We start from the raw sequence: 19,576 nt of genomic DNA on the forward strand, positions 1-19,576 counted from the left end.
GTTGGTCCTTGGAGCACTAGTGAAATATCCTTAAGTGCCAATGTTTCTTTGTAGGAGACACTGAGGTTTTCGATACGTATCATAAACTTGTATTCCTCCTGTCTCTTAATATACATTAAAAAAAAAATTAAGTCAAGTTAATTTTTGAAAAAATTAAAATAATAACTGAAAAATGATGGAAAAGGAAAGTTCATTTTTAATTGCATTCCCAAGCAATTTTTGTTAAGCTAGCAATAACTTAAAAAAATGAAAGCGAGAACAAGATGACACGTTATCAAGATGATTTTTATGATGCAATCAATGGGGAATGGCAGAAGACAGCTGAAATTCCAGCAGATAAGTCTCAAACTGGAGGTTTTGTTGATTTAGACCAGGAAATTGAAGACCTGATGCTGGCTACAACAGACAAGTGGTTGGCAGGTGAAGAAGTGCCTGAGGATGCTATCTTGGCAAACTTTGTCAAATACCACCGCCTAGTTCGTGATTTTGACAAGAGAGAAGCTGACGGTATCAAACCTGTCTTGCCTCTTCTTAAAGAGTTCCAAGAATTGGAGACTTTTGCAGATTTTACAGCTAGACTAGCAGAGTTTGAACTTGCAGGAAAACCTAACTTCCTTCCTTTTGGTGTATCGCCAGACTTTATGGATGCCAGAATCAACGTTTTATGGGCTAGCGCTCCAAGCACTATTCTTCCAGATACGACCTACTATGCAGAAGACCATCCTCAGCGCGAAGAGCTCTTGACTCTTTGGAAAGAAAGCAGCGCAAATCTCCTCAAGGCTTATGATTTCACTGATGAAGAAATTGAAGACTTGTTAGAGAAAAGACTAGAATTGGACCGTCGAATTGCGGCAGTGGTGCTTTCTAATGAAGAAAGTTCAGAGTATGCTAAACTTTACCATCCATATGCTTATGAAGATTTCAAAAAATTCGCGCCTGCCCTACCTTTGGATGACTTCTTCCAAGCTGTTCTTGGACAAGCACCAGACAAGGTTATCGTAGACGAGGAACGTTTCTGGCAATCCGCAGATCAATTCTATAGTGAAGAGGCATGGCCTCTCCTCAAGGCAACCTTAATTTTAAGTGTTGTGAATCTCTCAACCAGCTATTTAACAGAAGAAATCCGTGTCTTGTCAGGTGCCTATAGCCGTGCGCTTTCAGGAGTTCCAGAAGCCAAAGACAAGGTCAAGGCAGCCTACCAGCTAGCACAAGGCCCTTTCAAACAAGCCTTGGGTCTCTGGTATGCCCATGAAAAATTCTCTCCAGAAGCTAAAGCAGACGTAGAGAAAAAAGTGGCAACTATGATTGATGTCTATAAGGAACGCTTGGCTAAAAATGACTGGCTGACTCCTGAAACTCGTGATAAGGCCATCGTCAAACTTAATGTTATCAAGCCTTACATCGGTTACCCAGAAGAATTGCCAGCACGATACAAGGACAAGGTAGTGGATGAGACTGCTAGTCTTTTTGACAATGCTCTAGCCTTTGCGCGTGTGGAAATCAAGCACAGTTGGAGCAAGTGGAACCAGCCTGTAGATTACAAGGAGTGGGGCATGCCTGCTCATATGGTCAATGCCTACTACAATCCACAGAAGAACCTGATTGTCTTCCCAGCAGCTATTTTACAGGCGCCTTTCTATGACTTGCATCAGTCATCTTCTGCTAACTACGGGGGTATTGGGGCAGTTATTGCTCATGAAATTTCCCACGCCTTTGATACCAACGGAGCTTCCTTTGATGAAAATGGTAGCCTCAAAGATTGGTGGACAGAGAGCGACTATGCTGCCTTTAAGGAGAAAACACAAAAAGTTATTGACCAATTTGATGGACAAGATTCTTATGGAGCAACCATCAACGGTAAATTGACTGTATCAGAAAACGTGGCTGACTTGGGAGGAATCGCTGCAGCGCTTGAAGCTGCCAAGAGAGAACCAGATTTCTCGGCAGAAGAATTCTTCTACAACTTCGGTCGCATCTGGCGCATGAAAGGTCGCCCAGAATTTATGAAACTTTTGGCTAGCATCGATGTGCACGCGCCAGCCAAACTCCGTGTCAATGTACAAGTACCAAACTTCGATGATTTCTTTACAACCTATGATGTCAAAGAAGGAGACGGTATGTGGCGTTCGCCAGAGGAGCGCGTGATTATTTGGTAATGCCAAAAATCTAGTCATCAGAAAAAAGGCATCCAATCAGGTGTGAAAACCTTGATAGGATGCCTTTTATTGTGGAAAGAATACTGGATAATGTACTTAAAATGGGATAGTCATTGTCACTATCTTGTTAGAAAAAAGGATTGAAGGTCTTTTCATGGGCGATGGTCGTAGCTGGACCATGTCCTGGATAGACATCGTAGTTTGGTAGGGTGAAGAGTTGAGTCTGGATACTATGGAGGAGTTGTTCCATGCTACCAGTCGGGAGGTCCGTTCGTCCGATATTTTCACGGAACAGGGCATCACCTGTCAAGACTAGGTGAGCATCAGGAAATACTAGGGAAACACCACCGATAGAATGTCCTGGTGTTGGCAAGACAGTGAAACGAAATTCCTCTAGTTGGTATTCTTCGTGAAAGATAAAAGTGTGTTCTGCAGGTTTTGCGACCACATCTGCCATATCATCGTGGCGAGGGAGACCAGAGAGATTGTCGACAGGAGTGTAGAGCCAGCTGGCTTCGCTCTCTGCGATATAGACAGGAGGATTGCCAAAAGTCTCGCGAACCAAGTCCAGACTCATGATATGGTCATAATGGGCGTGGGACAAGAGAATAGCGCAGATCGGTTTGTTGATGCTCTCTATTGTCTGACGAATGGCTTCCCAATGGCTACCGGGATCGACAACGATGAGGTTCTTTTCGCCTTCTAGGTAATAGGTGTTTTCATAGGCAACAGGATTCACAGTTTTATGGATTTTCATATTAGCTCCAATCTCAAAGAATGTACTAAATTAAGTATAGCACAGTTAGGATGAATAAAGTAGACAGAAAGTTCTTCTTTATAGAAGGTTACTTGCTATCTACTTCACTCTGTCTAAAATAGAGATAGCTATTTTTAGAGTTATGAACTAGCTAGATCTTTTAATTGACTGGGATTTAAAATAAAAGCTAATGAGCTGGAGAGTGAATTAATGAAACAAGTAAATTGTACTCTGTATTAGAAGGAAGTTTGTAAAAAAGGAAATAAAATATACATGTAAGGTTAAATTGAATCAATATACTAATTTAACAAAAATAGAGTATGAGACCTGTAACAGCTTGCTACATATTATTTTACAAGTAAAAAAATCTGAAAATTGTTGTATTTTTGGAAAATATTTATTTTAAATTTAGAATAAAAAAATAAGTCATTTTATTTGCTACAGACTAGAAAATATGATATCATAAAGTTGTATGTTGTAGACAATTTTATGATATCAAGCTTCACTTCTAACATCTTTTGTTTCATCTGAGGTTACCTGTGAGTTTTCGATATCAATAACTTGTAAATCGACATCAAAATAAAAAAGGAGGTTGTGGGTCTAAATGAAAGGCAAGCAACAACAAGATTTTAGAGTAGAAAAGTACATCCGTTATGGTATCCGGAAATATAGCTTTGGAGCAGCATCAGTAGCAATTGCAGCTGGTTTGATGTTCCTTGGAAATGGTGCGGTATCAGCAACGGAAGTTCAAGGTGCTGAAGCATCAGTAGCTGCAGCTACTGCCCCAGCAAATCAAGCGGATTCTAATAAAGAGAAGGAAGCCGTTAAGCCAGAAACTAAAGTAGAGGAAGCTAAACCAGAGGTTAAAGCAGAGAAAGCTAAACCAGAGGAAGCTCCGAAAGAAGTAGTAGCTCCTAAATTGGATAAGGCTCAATTAGAAGCTTATGTTAACCAGGTAGCAGGAAATATAGCTGCAGGTAAATATGCAAACAAGACAGACGAAAGTTTGGCTCTTTTGAATGCAGATTTGGAAGCGGCAAAAGCAGCTCTTTCAAGTGCTACTAGTCAAGATGAGTTAAAAGCTGCTTACAACAAACTTGTAACAACTGTAAACTCAAAACTACAAAACAAACCAGTTGAGAAAAAAGAAACTCCAGCAGTTGATACTACAAATGGTAAAGAAACTGTAGGGAAGAGAGCGGGAAATACTGAGAAAAAATCTGAGTCAAACGCAATTGAAAACACTGGTTCTAAAGATGAACGTAATGGCAAAGAACTAGTCCAAGGTTCACACTTACGTTCGGCTAGTGAAGGCTATACCTTAGCTTCTACAGAACTTAGAAAAGAAAACGGTGAGTTTGCAACAGCTACTGGTAAAACATATAAAACATTGGATAACAATGATACGTATCGTATCTATGTTAAAGGATTCCAATCTGAAAACACAGAAACAGTAGCTAGAAACAATCCACAACCTGGGACTGGTGCACGTACTGACCTTCCTTTATCAAAAACAGAAGCTCAAAAACTTGGGCGTGAAGCAGCGATGTGGAATAATAAACTCCGTGCAAGTGGTCAAAATAATAATACTAATTCATATGGATCAGGTGGAGCTTATGAGTACTTAGCGACAGAAATCTATGGCTACACTTATGAACAAGGTAACCATTATGTTTATCTTAAAGATGTAACTAAACGTTTCGAGTTGAGTGATGCAGCTAAAGCAGCAGGATATACTATCAAGAAAGTCACTCCAATGAACTTACCGCCAGGTTTAGGTTATAACGCAAATTCGGATACTGTAGAAGGTTACATCGGAGCAAATATTCAAAATGGTGTTTATGACTTCCGTTATGAATTAACTGTTGCAAAAGACGGTACTGAGCAAAAAGTGTACTTCCGTGACCTACAAGCTGGTTGGATTGGTTGGCAAGATTCAACAGCACCTAGAATTCAGGGAAAATCAACAATGGTAACTGTTGGAGATCAAGTTAGTCATAATTTGGAATATGTTGATAATGATGGTGTAAATAGGGATACGCGAGCTAACTATCAACGTGAAGATGGTTCTAAGTTTGTAGCAGGATCTAAAACGTCACCAGCATCAAGTAGAAAACCAGCAGAATTTGTGGCAGCTGATGGAACTAAAGTGAGATCTATGTCCAACCCTCAAACAGTTACTGCTTATACAACATTAAATGGTAAAACACTTGGTAAAAATGGTGAGAAACCAGTATCTCTTGATGATACTATTCCAGGATTGACATATGCTCCAGAGACAGGTTTAATTACAGGGACACCAACAGAAGCTGGAATCTTTACTGTTGCTGCTTTGGCAAAAGACTACAACTCTGCAAATGCATGGGACATGAACGGTCAAGAAGCTCATGAAAACCTTACAGTTGCGGTTGCACCTAAGATTACAGTGAAAAACGTCGAGGCTTATGCAACTAACGTTCCTGTAACAATTTCTAAAGGTGCTAATAAAGCTGAAATCACAACGCCAGACGGAAAAGTAACTAAGTTAGTTGTTAAAGATGGAAACTGGGTTGTTGCAGCAGGTACAACTAATACGGCTGTAGAAGAGGGTGCGACTTTGGCAGCAGTATCTACTTCAGGTGATACGACTATCAACTTAGCAGTTGAAGCAGAATCGACGAAATATGTTGGCGTCGATAGTATTACTGCGAAAGCAACTACTGATAAAGTTCAAGCATATCTTCAACGTGATACAGTAACTGTTAAAGATCACAATCAAAAAGAATATGTAGCAACATTTAACCGTGCGACAGGTAAATACACACTTCCAAATGAAGATGCATATCACTTGGTTGATAACGGTGATGGAACTTCCACTTTAACTGAACGTCGTATTTATACTGAGGCTCAAGCGAATGGTGACGTTAAGCTCTTTGTTTACGAATTTACTCGTAAATGGAGTGCTAGCTCTACAGCTGCGAATCTTGTTGATAGAGTAGCAGAAATTCGTGCTAAAGGTGAAGTGAAAGAAGTAGGAGATGTTTTCCGCACGGAGACACTATTACCGAATGACCAAACTTCTTCTACTCAAGGTAGAACAATTAAAGTAAGTTACGATTCAGTATCTAATCAATGGACAGCTTCTGATGGTTCTAAAGTGACTGCGACAGAATCAAATGCTGGTTGGAAAATTTCAACTAATTCAGGATTTAGTGGTTATGTAGCTTATCGTGAAGCAGTAGGCACTGATTTAGCTTCTATTCAGAATGCTAAACCAAACTCAACATCAACAAGTTATTCTGAAAATAAAGGAACAACAGTTAACTTAATTGCTTCACCAAAGGCAAATGTTAAATTTACCGATGCAATCGATGATAAATCTAATGCTGAGAATTCAGATATTATCCAAACAAAAGTTACAGTAACTGACCCAGATGGAGCACAAACAGTATTTGATGCTGCAAAAGCAGAAGAGGCTGCTTACATTGCTGCGCAACGTTCTGCAGCTGAAAAAACGAATATTGCTGCTCAAGCGGTGAAAGATAATCAAGAGGCTCAAAATACATTAGCAAACTTGCAAGAACGTTTAGATCGCCTTACTAGAATTGCAGAAGATGCTCAATTGGCATTGGATAATCTAAAGCTTCGTTCAATTTCACCGACAGCTGAAAAAATGGCTCAAGATGCACTTGATAAAGCAAATGAGCTTAAAGCAGCCACTGAAGCAGAAATTGCCGCTTCTAAAGGAAGTGTTGCAACTCTTGATACAAAAGTAACTACATCTCGTGCAGACGCATTGGCGGCTGAGAAAGCTGTTGAATTGGCTCGCACTGCTTTGATTAATGCAGCTCAAACTAATCTAGCAAATGCAACAGCATATACTCTTAATAAACTTGGACGTTACAAAGTAACAGTTTCAGGAGTAGACTCAAATGGTGTTGTTACTACACCTACAGTAGGTGGAACTGATTCTGGAGCTTTGACTGATGATGCGGTTACAGAAACAACATACTACATCGTAGTAACAGAACCAGAGAAATCATCAGGTGCTCAAGGTCAAAAACAAACTGACTCAATGGCCGACAATTTCAATGATGGAAAAGAAGGAACTACAGTATCAAATTACAAACTAGTAGATCCAAAAACAGGAGCTAAAGTTGAATCTTTAACAACTGAAGAAGGAACTTATACTGTAGATCCAACGACAGGTGAAGTAACGTTCACTCCAGTAGAAGGATTTGTAGGAACTGCAAATCCAGTAACAGTAGCAGCTGATGTAACATTTAATGATGAATCAGGAAATCCAGTAACAGTAGCGGTAGAAAATGCATATACACCAACTGTATACGGAATTGCACCATCTGCAGATGAAACTACAGGAAAACAAGGACAAACTCAAACCTCTAAATCAGGAAAAGATCGTTTCTCTGAATTAAATAATACAGATAATACACTAGATGGCACAAATGTTGACTGGACAACAGCTGCCTACTCATTAGAAGGAGCTAATGCTGAAGGTAAAGTGGTAGTTGATGGAGAAGGAACATACACAATTGATCCAACAACAGGTGTAGTAACATTTGAACCACTTCCAACATTTACAGGAAAAGCTAAAGGTGTTAATGTACAAGTATCAGTAACAGCAACTGATTCAGAAGGAAATAAAGTTCCAGTTACTTCAAAAGGTAAATATACTCCAGAAGTAACACCAGTAACACCGACAGGAGCACCAGTTACATCTGAAGGTAAACAAGGTCAAGAACAAACAGGTAAACCTGTCTTTACACAAGGTGATGAAACAGCTCCAATTACTATTAACGAGCAGCAACCAGCTAAATTTGTAGTAAATGGACAACCAGTTGATGACAAAGAAATTCCAGCAACAAAAGATGGAAAAGAAGTTGGTAAATACGTAATCGATCCATTAACAGGTGTTGTAACATTTAAACCAAACAAAGACTTTGTTGGTACACCAGATCCAGCAACTGTTGAAGTTAAAGATAAGAATGGAACACCAGCAACAGCTACTTATACTCCAACAGTAACTCCAGTAACACCAACAGCAGAACCAAAAGAAACAACTGGAAAACAAGGTCAACCACAAACTCAAGAAACAGAGTCAATGTTCAAACAAGGTGATGAAGTAGCGCCAATTGATAAGACAACTGTTAAATTGGTAGACCCAAGTGGTAATGAAGTAACAACAATGCCAGCGATGAAAGATGGTAAAGAAGTTGGAACATACACAATTGATCCAACAACAGGAGTTATCACATTCCAACCAAACAAAGACTTCACAGGCACACCAGATCCAGCTAAGGTTGTAGCGAAGGATACTAACGGAACTAAGGTAGAAACAACTTACACACCAACAGTAACCCCAGTAGTACCAACAGCAGAACCAAAAGAAACAAAAGATGTACAAGGTGCAACTCAAACTGGTAAACCAACATTCACACCTGGTGCTGATGAAGTGCCAATGGATGATGATACTCCAGCGACATTCGAAGATGGTTCAAAAGAAAAAGTAATTCCAGGAGAAGGTACTTACACTGTAGCTCCAGATGGAACAGTAACATTCGTACCTGAGAAAACATTCACAGGAACAGGAACAGGAGTAACGGTTAAACGTGTAGATAAGAACGGAACACCAGTAACGGCTAAATACACACCAACAGTATTACCAGCAACTCCAACAGCAACACCAGCTGAAACAACAGATATCCAAGGTGCGTTACAAAAGGGATTACCACAATTCTTAGGAGGAAGAGTATCAGTAGATGGAGTACAAAAAATTGTACCAATCGATGAAACAAAACCATTAGAATTAATCGATCCATCAACAGGTAAAGTAACTAATGAAATCGTGGTACCGGGCGAAGGAACTTACACAGTATATAACGGAGTAGTAGAATTCCGTCCAGAACCACAATTCGTAGGAAAAGCAAAAGGAGTTACAGTCCAACGTGTAGACGTAAATGGAACGCCAGTTTCAACAACATACACACCAAACGTAACCCCTGTAACCCCAACAGCAGAACCAGCTGAAACAACAGATATCCAAGGTAAAGAACAAAATGGTAAACCTGAATTCAAACCAGGCAACCCAGAAGTACCAATGGATGATGAAGTACCAGCAACCTTCGAAGATGGATCAACAACTAAGACAATTCCAGGCGAAGGAACTTACAAAGTAAATCCAGACGGTACAGTAACGTTCACACCAGAGAAGACATTCACAGGTAAAGGAACAGGCGTAACTGTTAAACGTGTAGATAAGAATGGCACACCAGTGACAGCTAAATACACACCAACAGTAACTCCAGTGACTCCAGAAGGAACACCTGCAGAATCTGAAGGACCTAAAGGGCAACCACAAACAGGAACACCTGAATTTAAACCAGGAAACCCTAATGTACCAATCGATGAAACTGTTAAACCAACATTTGACGATGGCACAACTGAGAAGAAAGTACCAGGCGAAGGAACATACACAATCGATGAAAACGGTAAAGTAACGTTCACACCAGAACCTGACTTCGTAGGAAAAGCTAAAGGTGTGACAGTTAAACGTGTAGATAAGAACGGAACACCTGTAACAGCTACTTACACTCCAACAGTTCGTCCTGATACTTCGTTCGTTGATAAAGATGGTAAACCACTTTCACCAACAGAAGATGGAACTAAACCAACTAAAGATATCCCAGGATACAAGATTGTTAAAACTGAAGTAGACGAAAAAGGAAATACAAAACACATCTATGAAAAAGTTACGACAACTTATAAAGATAAAGATGGTAATGTAATTCCAGGAACAACTACTGAAGAAGGTACAAATCCTAAGAAAGATATCCCAGGTTACCGCTTCGTAGAAACTAAGAAACTTCCAAACGGTGATACAGAGCACGTTTATGAGAAAGTTAAGACAAGTCACAAGGATAAAGACGGAAATGAAATTCCAAACTATCCAACAGAAGATGGCGAACAACCTAAGAAAGATATCCCAGGTTACCGCTTCGTAGAGACTAAGAAACTTCCAAATGGCGACATCGAACACGTTTATGAGAAAGTTAAGACATCATTCAAGGATAAAGAAGGAAATGAAATTCCAAACTATCCAACAGAAGATGGCGACCAACCTAAGAAAGATATTCCAGGCTACCGCTTCGTAGAAACTAAGAAACTTCCAAATGGAGATACAGAGCACGTCTACGAAAAAGTTAAGACATCATTCAAGGATAAAGAAGGAAACGAGATTCCAGGTAATCCAAGTGAAGATGGCGAACAACCTAAGAAAGGTATTCCAGGCTACCGCTTCGTAGAGACTAAGAAACTTCCAAATGGCGACACAGTTCATGTTTATGAAAAAATCATTCCTTCTGTGAAACCAGAACCTGCGAAACCATCAACACCAGCTCCAGCTAAACCAGCTAAGGAATTGCCTAATACTGGTACAGAAGATCACTCTAGCCTAGCAGCTCTTGGACTTCTTGGAGTATTGAGCGGATTTGGTCTTGTGGCACGCAAGAAAAAAGAAGACTAATGTTTTAATCATTAAATATTAAACAAAGGAATTCAATTTCATAAATGAAAACCCAACTAATCAAACGATTAGTTGGGTTTTTTATGTGGATTATCTATTCTTCCATGCTTGGTAATGGGTATCAATCAATAATTGGGTAAGGCGTCCCATGGTTTCCCTTTCTTCTGGAGTGAGGGCTTGAGCTTGGACAAAGAGATGATGAATGTGTTCAATAGCCTTGAAGGAAGATAAGTCATTGATGGAGCTAATTCCAGCATCAAGAATAGTGCCAAAGAAGAGGTCGAAGTAGAGCTGGAGTTCTTCATCAGGGACTGTTGCTACCCATTCTTCAAAGGTTGTGTCTACTTGTTGGCTATCACTGTTGGTCTTATCCAGTTGGACGAAGTGCTTGTCCTCAATCTGCCAACTAAAGGTATTGTGCTGGGCGATGCCACCCAAGGCAGTGCTATGAACGATGATTTGGTGGGCAGGAATTTCCAGCATCCTACCGATAATGGAACCTTGTGGAATGAAGGCCTTAGTTCTATCCATTATTTTTTGATAGCCTGCAGTTTGTGTTAATTCTGTGTGGAGACCAGGCGCATCAAATGTATAAACTGCTGTGATCTGATTTTGCAGGCTTTGCTCAATTTGGCTAGCAGCATAGATGGCTAGATTTCCTCCCTTGGAATGCCCAGCCAGAATGACCTTCTGCTTAGGATGGTGGGCAAAAAAGTTCTTTAAATAGCGAAGGGCGTGCTTTTGAGCAGGAATTTCCTTCATATAGGTCAGGTGGAAATCTTCCTTCCAGCCAATGATGCTGTCATCTGTCCCACGAAAGACAATCAGATAGGTGTCGAGAGTGAGGCGGTAGGTCATAGCCGCAAATTGTTTTTGCAGTTCAGGGTCGATGTCATTGATAAAATGGGAGAGTTTGCAATTTTTGAAGCGTTTGTGTTGAGCTAATTCATCTAATAATTGGAGACGATTTTTACTGGTCAACATGTTAGGCTCCCTTGGAACCTGAAGTGCCAGGTCTAAAAGTCGCAGAGGACTTGTGGATACCAAATTATCAAAGGAGAGGTAGGTGATTTCTGTTAAGGCTAGAATGTCTAATTCATTCAAAGGAAGGTCGTAAAAGGAATCGTGTGCGACATCTTTCAGATAGTCAAAAATATTGGCCATAAGAGCTCCTTTCTTTTTATTTATCTTATCACAAACACATAGAATTTACTAGTTGGTTTGTACGATCTCTCTACATACCGACCTATAATGGTATGATTTAGATACATAGAAGACAGTTTGCTTTTATTTCAAACCTCTAAACATACTTGTTTGTATCTGTTTGTCGTCAATCCCATTCTCTTTTAAGAAATTTTTCATCTCATTTATATCATCAGGTTGGCCGGTTAAGAGATAAATAGCTTGGTTACCGTATTTCACAACCGCATTTTTTAAAAATGCTTGGCTTTGAGAAAAGGTTTCGCTAGTTTTATAAGTTAGATTAGGATTATTCTTACTAAGCTCTCTTAACTCATTATCAAAAATGTTTACTCCTTTGTCTAAATGATTAAGAATGATGGAGCGCTTACCAGCCCACTCTTTCACAACTGGACGCAGAGTAGAAATACCGACATCAGAGGCAAAACAAACCAGTGCTTGGTCATTGTCTTTAACAGATAAAGATGACTCCAGCCAACTCATCTCAATTTTACTACCAGCTGGTAAATGTGTTAAGGTTTCCTTAAACACGCTACCACTATTATGGGTTACAATAAGAATTTCATCCTCATCAGGAGTGGAAGCAAGGGTTAGCCATCGGCTAGCCTGATCCTCCTTTACTGGACTTTTGTCTGGGCCAAACGAGCTGTCAGGAAGCTTAAACTGAGCATAGGAGCCAGCTTTCCATATTTGATTTTTTGGTTTTGTGATGTGAACTAAATACAAATCTCCGCTGGGATTTTCAATGGATTTTATCGATAAAGTTTGACTTCGTCCAAGATAGGTAATGATTCCCCAAGATATAAAGCCGAGCACTCCAAGTGTAGTTAGAATAATTATGAACATTTTTTTCCCTCGTTTCATTTTTAACTCCTATAGTGTAGTAATTTTCTATGAATGAATAATATTTTTTTTCATTCAATAATTTCCAAAAAATAAAGAAAAGATTTCTTTATTTCAGTATTCCTTTAATGAAGTTGGTTGCTAGTATTTCTACAGTTTTGCTAATATCTGGAAAATCATTTTCTGTGATATGCATATCCATGTAGTAAAATAGGTTGTAAACTTGTAAAATATCTTGAATTTTTTCTGGAGAATGGCCTTCAGCCTGCAAACGATGAGTAAAGGTTTTCACGAGAAATTGATGAAATGGATTCGTGACTTTCCCTTCTTCTGAGGAATAGTAGCTATGCAACTCATCTGCTATGGCAGGATTGTACCATTCTGCAAGGATTTTATTGGAAGAAACGAGTGCTCTGGATTGAGCAAAGAGTTGACTAATAAGATCAATCATATCAATTTCCCAATCCAGTTCTTCGATCATAGTTTGGCGAACACGGTTGTTTTCATCAATATAGATATCTAAAAAAATAGCCTCTTTACTTTCGTAATAGTTATAAAAAGATCCGACTGCCATATGAGCTTGTCTAGCAATTTCTGAAATTCCTGTCGCCTTGTATCCTTTTTTTGAAAAAACTTCATAAGCTGCGGATTTCAAAGCCTGTTTTTTGTCCAATTTGATTCACCTCTTTTCTGAATGAATATTAAATATTGTTCATTCATATCTTAACAAATCTTTTTCAGATTGTCAATCTGAAAGCTAGAACTTTTTACGGATACCACTTGATAAGGAGCTTTTCAATGTTAGAAGAGTATAGAGTGTCGTTTTAACTACACTCAAGGTTTGGAAGAATAGATATAAATTTTGGTTAAGGGGATGTATAAAAGAACTGAAATGAGGGTTGAAAAAATTAAAAATAAATGGGTAGTGCTGGCACTATGTCTGAAAATAAGGTATGATATCAATGGGGTTATTCACTATCTGTTTTTGAGCTGTTGTGACAAGGAAATGTCAAAAAAGTATTAGATACTAAGCCCTCTATTTATACTAAAGGATTTAAGACTCCTAAAATTAGCAAAGGAGAATCAGATGCACAAGATTTTATTAGTAGAAGATGATCAGGTTATTCGTCAACAAGTCGGAAAAATGCTCTCTGAATGGGGATTTGAAGTGGTCCTGGTAGAAGACTTTATGGAAGTTTTGAGTCTATTTGTTCAGTCGGAACCTCATCTGGTCCTCATGGATATTGGTTTGCCCCTGTTTAATGGCTATCACTGGTGTCAGGAAATTCGCAAGATTTCCAAGGTCCCCATCATGTTTCTGTCTTCCAGAGACCAGGCTATGGATATTGTCATGGCAATCAATATGGGGGCGGATGACTTTGTGACCAAGCCTTTTGACCAGCAGGTTCTTTTAGCCAAGGTTCAGGGCTTGTTGCGTCGTTCCTATGAGTTTGGGCGTGACGAGAGTTTACTGGAATATGCCGGTGTTATCCTCAATACCAAATCAATGGATTTACATTATCAAGGGCAAGTCTTGAATTTGACCAAGAACGAATTCCAGATTTTACGCGTTTTATTTGAGCATGCGGGCAATATTGTAGCGCGTGATGACCTGATGCGGGAGCTTTGGAACAGTGACTTTTTCATTGATGATAATACCCTCTCAGTTAATGTGGCTCGTTTGCGTAAAAAATTGGAAGAGCAGGGCTTGGTAGGATTTATCGAGACCAAGAAAGGGATAGGGTACGGACTGAAGCATGCTTGATTGGAAACAATTTTTTCTAGCCTATCTGCATTCCCGTAGTCGTCTGTTTGTCTATCTGATTTCTTTGACGTTTCTGGTCTTACTCTTTCAGTTTTTATTTGCCAGTTTGGGAATTTACTTTCTCTACTTTTTCCTCTTGTGTTGCTTTGTAACCATCTTATTTTTCACTTGGGACATATTGGTGGAAATGCAGGTCTATCGTCAGGAAATTCTCTATGGGGAGAGGGAAGCCAAATCTCCTTTGGAAATAGTTTTAGCAGAAAAATTAGAAGCGCGTGAGATGGAACTTTATCAGCAGAGGTCAGATTCAGAAAGAAAATTGACGGATTTGCTGGATTACTATACCTTGTGGGTTCATCAGATTAAGACCCCCATTGCAGCTAGTCAACTCTTAGTTGCAGAAGTAGCCGACCGCCAACTGAAGCAGCAATTAGAACAGGAAATTTTCAAAATCGACTCCTATACTAATCTAGTCTTACAGTACCTGCGTTTAGAAAGTTTTCATGATGATTTGGTCTTAAAGCAGGTGCAAATTGAGGATTTGGTCAAGGAAATAATTCGTAAATATGCTCTTTTCTTTATTCAAAAAGGCTTAAATGTCAATCTACATGACCTTGATAAAGAAATCGTGACGGATAAAAAGTGGCTGCTAGTGGTTATTGAGCAAATCATCTCAAACTGTCTCAAGTACACCAAGGAAGGTGGTCTGGAGATTTATATGGAGGGGCAAGAGCTTTGTATCAAGGATACGGGAATCGGGATAAAAAACAGTGATGTCCTCCGAGTCTTTGAACGTGGCTTTTCAGGATATAATGGACGCCTAACCCAGCAGTCATCTGGACTTGGCCTCTACCTATCTAAGAAAATTTCTGAAGAACTGGGGCACCAGATTCGCATCGAGTCTGAGGTCGGAAAAGGAACGACAGTGCGGATTCAGTTTGCTCAAGTGAACTTAGTCCTTGAGTGAGAAGAGACAATGAGTTTTTACCCAATCTCTTTTTGCTATATTTCAGGATATTTGAAGACTGTTTTTTACAAAACCAATAATAGAATTTTTAATACGGAATATAGTATAAATACTGGTTCAAAGTGAAGTTTTGTATGCTTTATACTTTTGTTGAGTATAAAATCTATAAACTAAGGGTGAATTACAAAAATTAATTTGAGATGAAGTGAATTGTAGACTTGGGAAATGTCTCCTATTCGATTTCAGAATGAATCGTTGATACAGGATTAAAAGAACTGCAGCTTTCTTTTTATTTTGAATGAGATAGGTGTATATAGATTTGTGTAACTGGTGTAGAACTGTTTCCAAGAATTTATTGAATGTATCGAATACACACATTCTATTGATTTTGAACCAGTTTTTAATTTCTAAATGTTATAATAGTTTTATCAAGTAAAAGGAGACTACCATGATTGGAGACAATATAAAATTCTTACAAAAATCACATAATCTGATATAACCAGAATTTTCACGGATTGTGGGTGTGTCACGAAATAGCCTAAATCGTTAGAAAAACTGAAAAAGCTTACTTTCAATAGAAGTATTGGAAATATTCATTTTACATCTATCAAAGAAACATGGGATAGACCTATATTTTACAAAATAGCAAATTATATTTTGAATGATAGTAAAAACTGCGGTACTTGTGTGATTTACAATTATTGCACTCAATGTCTGAGTATCGCACTATCTGAAATAAGGAATAGTAGAGATTGTTCTGCGATATGTAAAAAAACGCATTAGCAAGGAGTATCGTATATGCTACCATATCTTAAAACTATTAGATGGTATCTCTTCTTTAATTTTCTTTTTGGTGTAGTATCGAATATCTGCACAGCTTTGTTACCGTATTTCACGCAGGCATTAATCAAAGGGGATTATCAAGTAGCTCTATATGGTTACTCTATGTCAGTGGCAGGCTATTTGAGTTGTAACTATATCCAAATGATACTTGATTGGAAGCAGGGGATTATCTTTTCGACTACTTTGAAAAATGAGTGGTTTCGTTCACTTCTGGGACTCAGTCACCACGATTTCAAGCAGAAAACAGTAGCAGAGTATATTTCCTATCAATCTAATGACCTAGATTCGTTGGAAAAGGATTACCTTCCTCCATTGATGAGTTTTATCAAACAAATTTTACGTATCATCATTTACGCTTTCATTATTAGCAGAACAATTAATCCTATTGTATCACTGATTTTAATCTTTTCCACTGGAATTAGTATTCAAATTCCTAAAATCGTTGGGAAGTTGACCGCTAATCGTAGACAGGTTTACTTGAAAAAACAAGGAGATTACTATCGAACTTTGGAGGATTTGCTCATGGGACATCATTTGGTAAATAAACTAACTATGTCGCATTTTTTGAATCAACAAAAGAGTTCTCTAAAGAATTTGCAGGATAAGTATTTTAAGTATGGTTTGACAAAAATTACAGGCATCTTATTGACAGGTGTTTCTTTTGAATTCATTAGTCTTGTTCTGTTTATTTATTTAGCCTACTCTCTATCTCACCAGCAACTCGGTATTCCTGAGGTGGTGGCGAGTTTCGGATATATTAATGCTTTTTCTGAACCAATACAGGAAATCCTTTATGATTTACAAATGTTAGAGTCCGTAAAGCCTGTAATCAAGAGTTTTCAAAACATTGTTGGGAGACCCGTTTCAGTTCAAGCACCTCAACATTCTTTTGATACGATTACTTTGAAAAACATTTCCAAACAACTGGGAGAATCAAAATTGATAATTACTTCCGCTACGATTCAAAAAGGGGATAAAATTGCGCTTATTGGTAAGAATGGTTCTGGAAAAAGTAGTATTCTCAACATTTTAAATGGAACAGATGAAGATTTTGAAGGACAAATTGTGCTAGATGGGCTTGTTTTGGACCATCTTTGGGGAAGATTCGGTATGATTCTGCAACAAGAACATACATTTATTTCGAGTTATGAAAATAATGTAACACTATTCAATAGTTTCAATGAAAAATTCAGAGAAGAAGATTTTGAAAAAATTCCACCACAATCCCTGTCAGGTGGTCAGCAACAACGAATGTATTTAAATCGTGAGAAAAATCGTAAAAATCCATTGCTTATCCTAGACGAACCTTTCTCTGCCTTGGATACTAATCAGTTTAAAATGGAATTGGAAAGAGTTCTGGAACTACCAAGTGCCGTCATTGTTACTTTACATCGCCAAAACGAATTATTAAGTAAGTTTGACCAAGTTTGGGAAATTAAGAATGGAGAACTTGTAATTTTGAAATAGCTAAATTATAAAGAATAAAACGCATAGTATCAAGGTTCAGGAGATACCGTTTTTCCTTCTTCGGATAAGGAAACAAAAATTTCTTGCTTCATCTATCTATTCAATTGATAGATTTCGTCAGAGAAAAACTGTAAAATTTTTGATATAATATAAAGGATGGACTGACGGATACTTAAAAGATAATTTTCAAAAGAATAACAGGTGAGAAGAAAAATATGTAAGATTGGACAGAAGTCTCTCTACCATCATCCATGCAGAAACAAGATTATATAAAATAAAAGGAGTAACCAATGAACGGAAATTATTCAACACGGGAATACCGTGAGAAATTATACGATGACCTTCATGTTCGATTGAGAGATACAGCGATTTTGATGTGTGCAATTTTTATTGCCTCTATCGGTCTAAATATGAATTCAACAGCTGTTATTATTGGAGCCATGTTAATTTCACCTCTCATGACACCGATTGTTGGACTGGGATTCGGTTTAGCTATTTTTGATACGCGTTTAATCAAGCAATCTCTAGAGGTTTTATTGACTCAAGTGTTGGTCAGTTTGCTTGTCTCGACTCTGTATTTCTGGATTTCTCCCTTGTCTTATGCAAGTAGCGAGTTGATCGCACGAACCTCTCCAACCATTTGGGATGTTCTCATTGCTATTGCTGGTGGGATTGCTGGTGTGATCGGTTCAAGGAAAAGAGTTAGAAAAACCAACAACACCAAGTCTTGAAGCTTTTTGGGATTTACGGCAAAATTTCTTTGCTTGTTTTCTTTCCTTTTTCTGGTTGGGATCGTTATGGATGGCACTAAACACATTATGGGAAAAGGTTGAGAAAATTTCCTCAGAAATTATTTGGTGGAATTTGTTTCTACTCTTGGAGCGGCAGGAGTTCTCTTTGGAGAATTTCATGCCATCCAAGATACCAGTCTGAATGATGTGGTGGACCGGATCTATATAAATGTCAAGGATTTACCGTTTCAGTCCTTGGGAGCTTTAGCTAATATCCTGTCTGATGTTAAGAAGGGACTGATTCAAGACAGTCATATCTGGTCTTTCTTCCAGTCATTTTTCAAACAATATCAGTTGATAATCAGCTTAAATCAGATCTATCAGTTTGTCTATCTTTCTCTGATGGAGATCATGTCCTATCTTCACTTTGATTATTGGAAAAAACGGCTCGGTCAGGAGCTAGTATGAATAAGGAGAACAAATGAGACGTTTAAAAATGTTATGGCATATTATACAGGTTACGGGTTTTACTCGGTTTGCTCTGAGTTTTGTGACCTTTGTTTTTGGGTCAGGAGGCGTGCTTTTCCTAGTTGAACCTGCTATCACAAATTACGGAGACGGTCTTTGGTATGCTTTTGTGACTTCGACGACTGTCGGCTACGGGGATCTCCTAGCTGTGACCTTGATTGGAAGGATTACCAGTGTCTTCTTGACGATTTATGGGCTCATATTTTTTGGCTGTTTATCAGCTGTTATTATTAATTATTATACCGATTTAAATAAGGAAAGAGGAGAGGACAAATGACTGCCAATTATTCAACACGGGAATACCGTGAGAAATTATACGATGACCTTCATGTTCGATTGAGAGATACAGCGATTTTGATGTGTGCAATTTTTATTGCCTCTATCGGTCTAAATATGAATTCAACAGCTGTTATTATTGGAGCCATGTTAATTTCACCTCTCATGACACCGATTGTTGGACTGGGATTCGGTTTAGCTATTTTTGATACGCGTTTAATCAAGCAATCTCTAGAGGTTTTATTGACTCAAGTGTTGGTCAGTTTGCTTGTCTCGACTCTGTATTTCTGGATTTCTCCCTTGTCTTATGCAAGTAGCGAGTTGATCGCACGAACCTCTCCAACCATTTGGGATGTTCTCATTGCTATTGCTGGTGGGATTGCTGGTGTGATCGGTTCAAGGAAAAAAGAAGCAAACAATATCGTGCCAGGAGTAGCCATTGCTACAGCTTTGATGCCGCCTATCTGTACTGCAGGCTATGGTTTAGCTAATGGAAATGTACGATTTTTATTTGGGGCTCT

The 19,576-nt window shown here is 38.6% G+C and carries 12 protein-coding genes and 3 pseudogenes; 10 read left to right on the forward strand and 5 right to left on the reverse strand.

The window, feature by feature from the left end; translation table 11 throughout:
- Positions 1 to 83, reverse strand: a pseudogene (locus QZ565_RS02660) (metal ABC transporter ATP-binding protein); the annotation flags it as partial.
- 180 nt (positions 84 to 263) lie between these two features.
- Here QZ565_RS02660 and pepO point away from each other — a divergent pair.
- Positions 264 to 2,156, forward strand: a complete 1,893-nt coding sequence (pepO, locus tag QZ565_RS02665; protein WP_295525173.1) for an endopeptidase PepO — start codon at positions 264 to 266, stop codon at positions 2,154 to 2,156.
- Positions 2,157 to 2,283: 127 nt separating this feature from the next.
- Here the strand turns inward: pepO and QZ565_RS02670 are convergent, their stop codons facing one another.
- Positions 2,284 to 2,913 carry an MBL fold metallo-hydrolase gene (locus QZ565_RS02670; protein WP_295525177.1) on the reverse strand — a complete coding sequence of 210 codons (630 nt, stop codon included), beginning with the start codon at positions 2,911 to 2,913 and terminating at the stop codon, positions 2,284 to 2,286.
- Positions 2,914 to 3,517: 604 nt separating this feature from the next.
- Between QZ565_RS02670 and QZ565_RS02675 the strand changes: the two genes are divergently transcribed.
- On the forward strand, positions 3,518 to 10,435 hold the full coding sequence (locus QZ565_RS02675; RefSeq protein WP_295525180.1) for a YSIRK-type signal peptide-containing protein: 6,918 nt from the start codon (positions 3,518 to 3,520) through the stop codon (positions 10,433 to 10,435).
- 90 nt (positions 10,436 to 10,525) lie between these two features.
- Here QZ565_RS02675 and QZ565_RS02680 read toward each other — a convergent pair whose 3' ends face one another.
- From QZ565_RS02680 to QZ565_RS02690, 3 genes are all read right to left on the reverse strand, one after another.
- The gene (locus QZ565_RS02680) at positions 10,526 to 11,599 is read right to left on the reverse strand and encodes a DUF2974 domain-containing protein (RefSeq protein WP_295525184.1); all 1,074 of its coding nucleotides are present in this window, start codon (positions 11,597 to 11,599) and stop codon (positions 10,526 to 10,528) included.
- Positions 11,600 to 11,722: 123 nt separating this feature from the next.
- Complete coding sequence (locus QZ565_RS02685) at positions 11,723 to 12,499, reverse strand: ferredoxin reductase (protein WP_023946208.1); 777 nt, start codon at positions 12,497 to 12,499, stop codon at positions 11,723 to 11,725.
- A gap of 88 nt (positions 12,500 to 12,587) precedes the next feature.
- Positions 12,588 to 13,157 carry a TetR/AcrR family transcriptional regulator gene (locus tag QZ565_RS02690; RefSeq protein ID WP_101776789.1) on the reverse strand — a complete coding sequence of 190 codons (570 nt, stop codon included), beginning with the start codon at positions 13,155 to 13,157 and terminating at the stop codon, positions 12,588 to 12,590.
- 408 nt (positions 13,158 to 13,565) lie between these two features.
- Here QZ565_RS02690 and QZ565_RS02695 point away from each other — a divergent pair, with 408 nt between their 5' ends.
- From QZ565_RS02695 to QZ565_RS02730, 8 genes and pseudogenes are all read left to right on the forward strand, one after another.
- Positions 13,566 to 14,243 (forward strand): response regulator transcription factor, encoded by a 678-nt coding sequence (locus QZ565_RS02695; protein ID WP_000548991.1) that lies wholly within the window; start codon positions 13,566 to 13,568, stop codon positions 14,241 to 14,243.
- Positions 14,236 to 15,210 (forward strand): sensor histidine kinase, encoded by a 975-nt coding sequence (locus tag QZ565_RS02700; RefSeq protein WP_214614689.1) that lies wholly within the window; start codon positions 14,236 to 14,238, stop codon positions 15,208 to 15,210. Before QZ565_RS02695 ends, QZ565_RS02700 begins: the two co-directional genes overlap by 8 nt.
- Positions 15,211 to 16,008: 798 nt before the next feature.
- Positions 16,009 to 17,520 carry an ABC transporter ATP-binding protein gene (locus QZ565_RS02705; RefSeq protein ID WP_295525205.1) on the forward strand — a complete coding sequence of 504 codons (1,512 nt, stop codon included), beginning with the start codon at positions 16,009 to 16,011 and terminating at the stop codon, positions 17,518 to 17,520.
- Positions 17,521 to 17,810: 290 nt separating this feature from the next.
- A pseudogene (locus QZ565_RS02710) lies at positions 17,811 to 18,239 on the forward strand (DUF389 domain-containing protein); the annotation flags it as partial.
- Positions 18,220 to 18,453, forward strand: a pseudogene (locus QZ565_RS02715) (TMEM175 family protein); the annotation flags it as partial. The pseudogenes QZ565_RS02710 and QZ565_RS02715, both read left to right, overlap by 20 nt.
- The gene (locus QZ565_RS02720) at positions 18,378 to 18,719 is read left to right on the forward strand and encodes a hypothetical protein (protein ID WP_000397556.1); all 342 of its coding nucleotides are present in this window, start codon (positions 18,378 to 18,380) and stop codon (positions 18,717 to 18,719) included. The pseudogene QZ565_RS02715 and the gene QZ565_RS02720, both read left to right, overlap by 76 nt.
- A 13-nt stretch (positions 18,720 to 18,732) precedes the next feature.
- On the forward strand, positions 18,733 to 19,056 hold the full coding sequence (locus QZ565_RS02725; protein WP_001253404.1) for a potassium channel family protein: 324 nt from the start codon (positions 18,733 to 18,735) through the stop codon (positions 19,054 to 19,056).
- A partial coding sequence (locus tag QZ565_RS02730) for a DUF389 domain-containing protein (RefSeq protein WP_295525210.1) occupies positions 19,053 to 19,576 on the forward strand: 524 nt, incomplete at its 3' end. The genes QZ565_RS02725 and QZ565_RS02730, both read left to right, overlap by 4 nt.

Source organism: uncultured Streptococcus sp. (assembly GCF_915066115.1).
Lineage (GTDB): Bacteria > Bacillota > Bacilli > Lactobacillales > Streptococcaceae > Streptococcus.

What these genes read in the sequence shown, in the direction of transcription:
- pepO (WP_295525173.1), top strand. Translation starts at nt 264, where the DNA reads ATGACACGTTATCAAGATGATTTTTATGATGCAATCAATGGGGAATGG.
- QZ565_RS02670 (WP_295525177.1), bottom strand. Translation starts at nt 2,913, where the DNA reads ATGAAAATCCATAAAACTGTGAATCCTGTTGCCTATGAAAACACCTAT.
- QZ565_RS02675 (WP_295525180.1), top strand. Translation starts at nt 3,518, where the DNA reads ATGAAAGGCAAGCAACAACAAGATTTTAGAGTAGAAAAGTACATCCGT.
- QZ565_RS02680 (WP_295525184.1), bottom strand. Translation starts at nt 11,599, where the DNA reads ATGGCCAATATTTTTGACTATCTGAAAGATGTCGCACACGATTCCTTT.
- QZ565_RS02685 (WP_023946208.1), bottom strand. Translation starts at nt 12,499, where the DNA reads ATGAAACGAGGGAAAAAAATGTTCATAATTATTCTAACTACACTTGGA.
- QZ565_RS02695 (WP_000548991.1), top strand. Translation starts at nt 13,566, where the DNA reads ATGCACAAGATTTTATTAGTAGAAGATGATCAGGTTATTCGTCAACAA.
- QZ565_RS02700 (WP_214614689.1), top strand. Translation starts at nt 14,236, where the DNA reads ATGCTTGATTGGAAACAATTTTTTCTAGCCTATCTGCATTCCCGTAGT.
- QZ565_RS02705 (WP_295525205.1), top strand. Translation starts at nt 16,009, where the DNA reads ATGCTACCATATCTTAAAACTATTAGATGGTATCTCTTCTTTAATTTT.
- QZ565_RS02725 (WP_001253404.1), top strand. Translation starts at nt 18,733, where the DNA reads ATGAGACGTTTAAAAATGTTATGGCATATTATACAGGTTACGGGTTTT.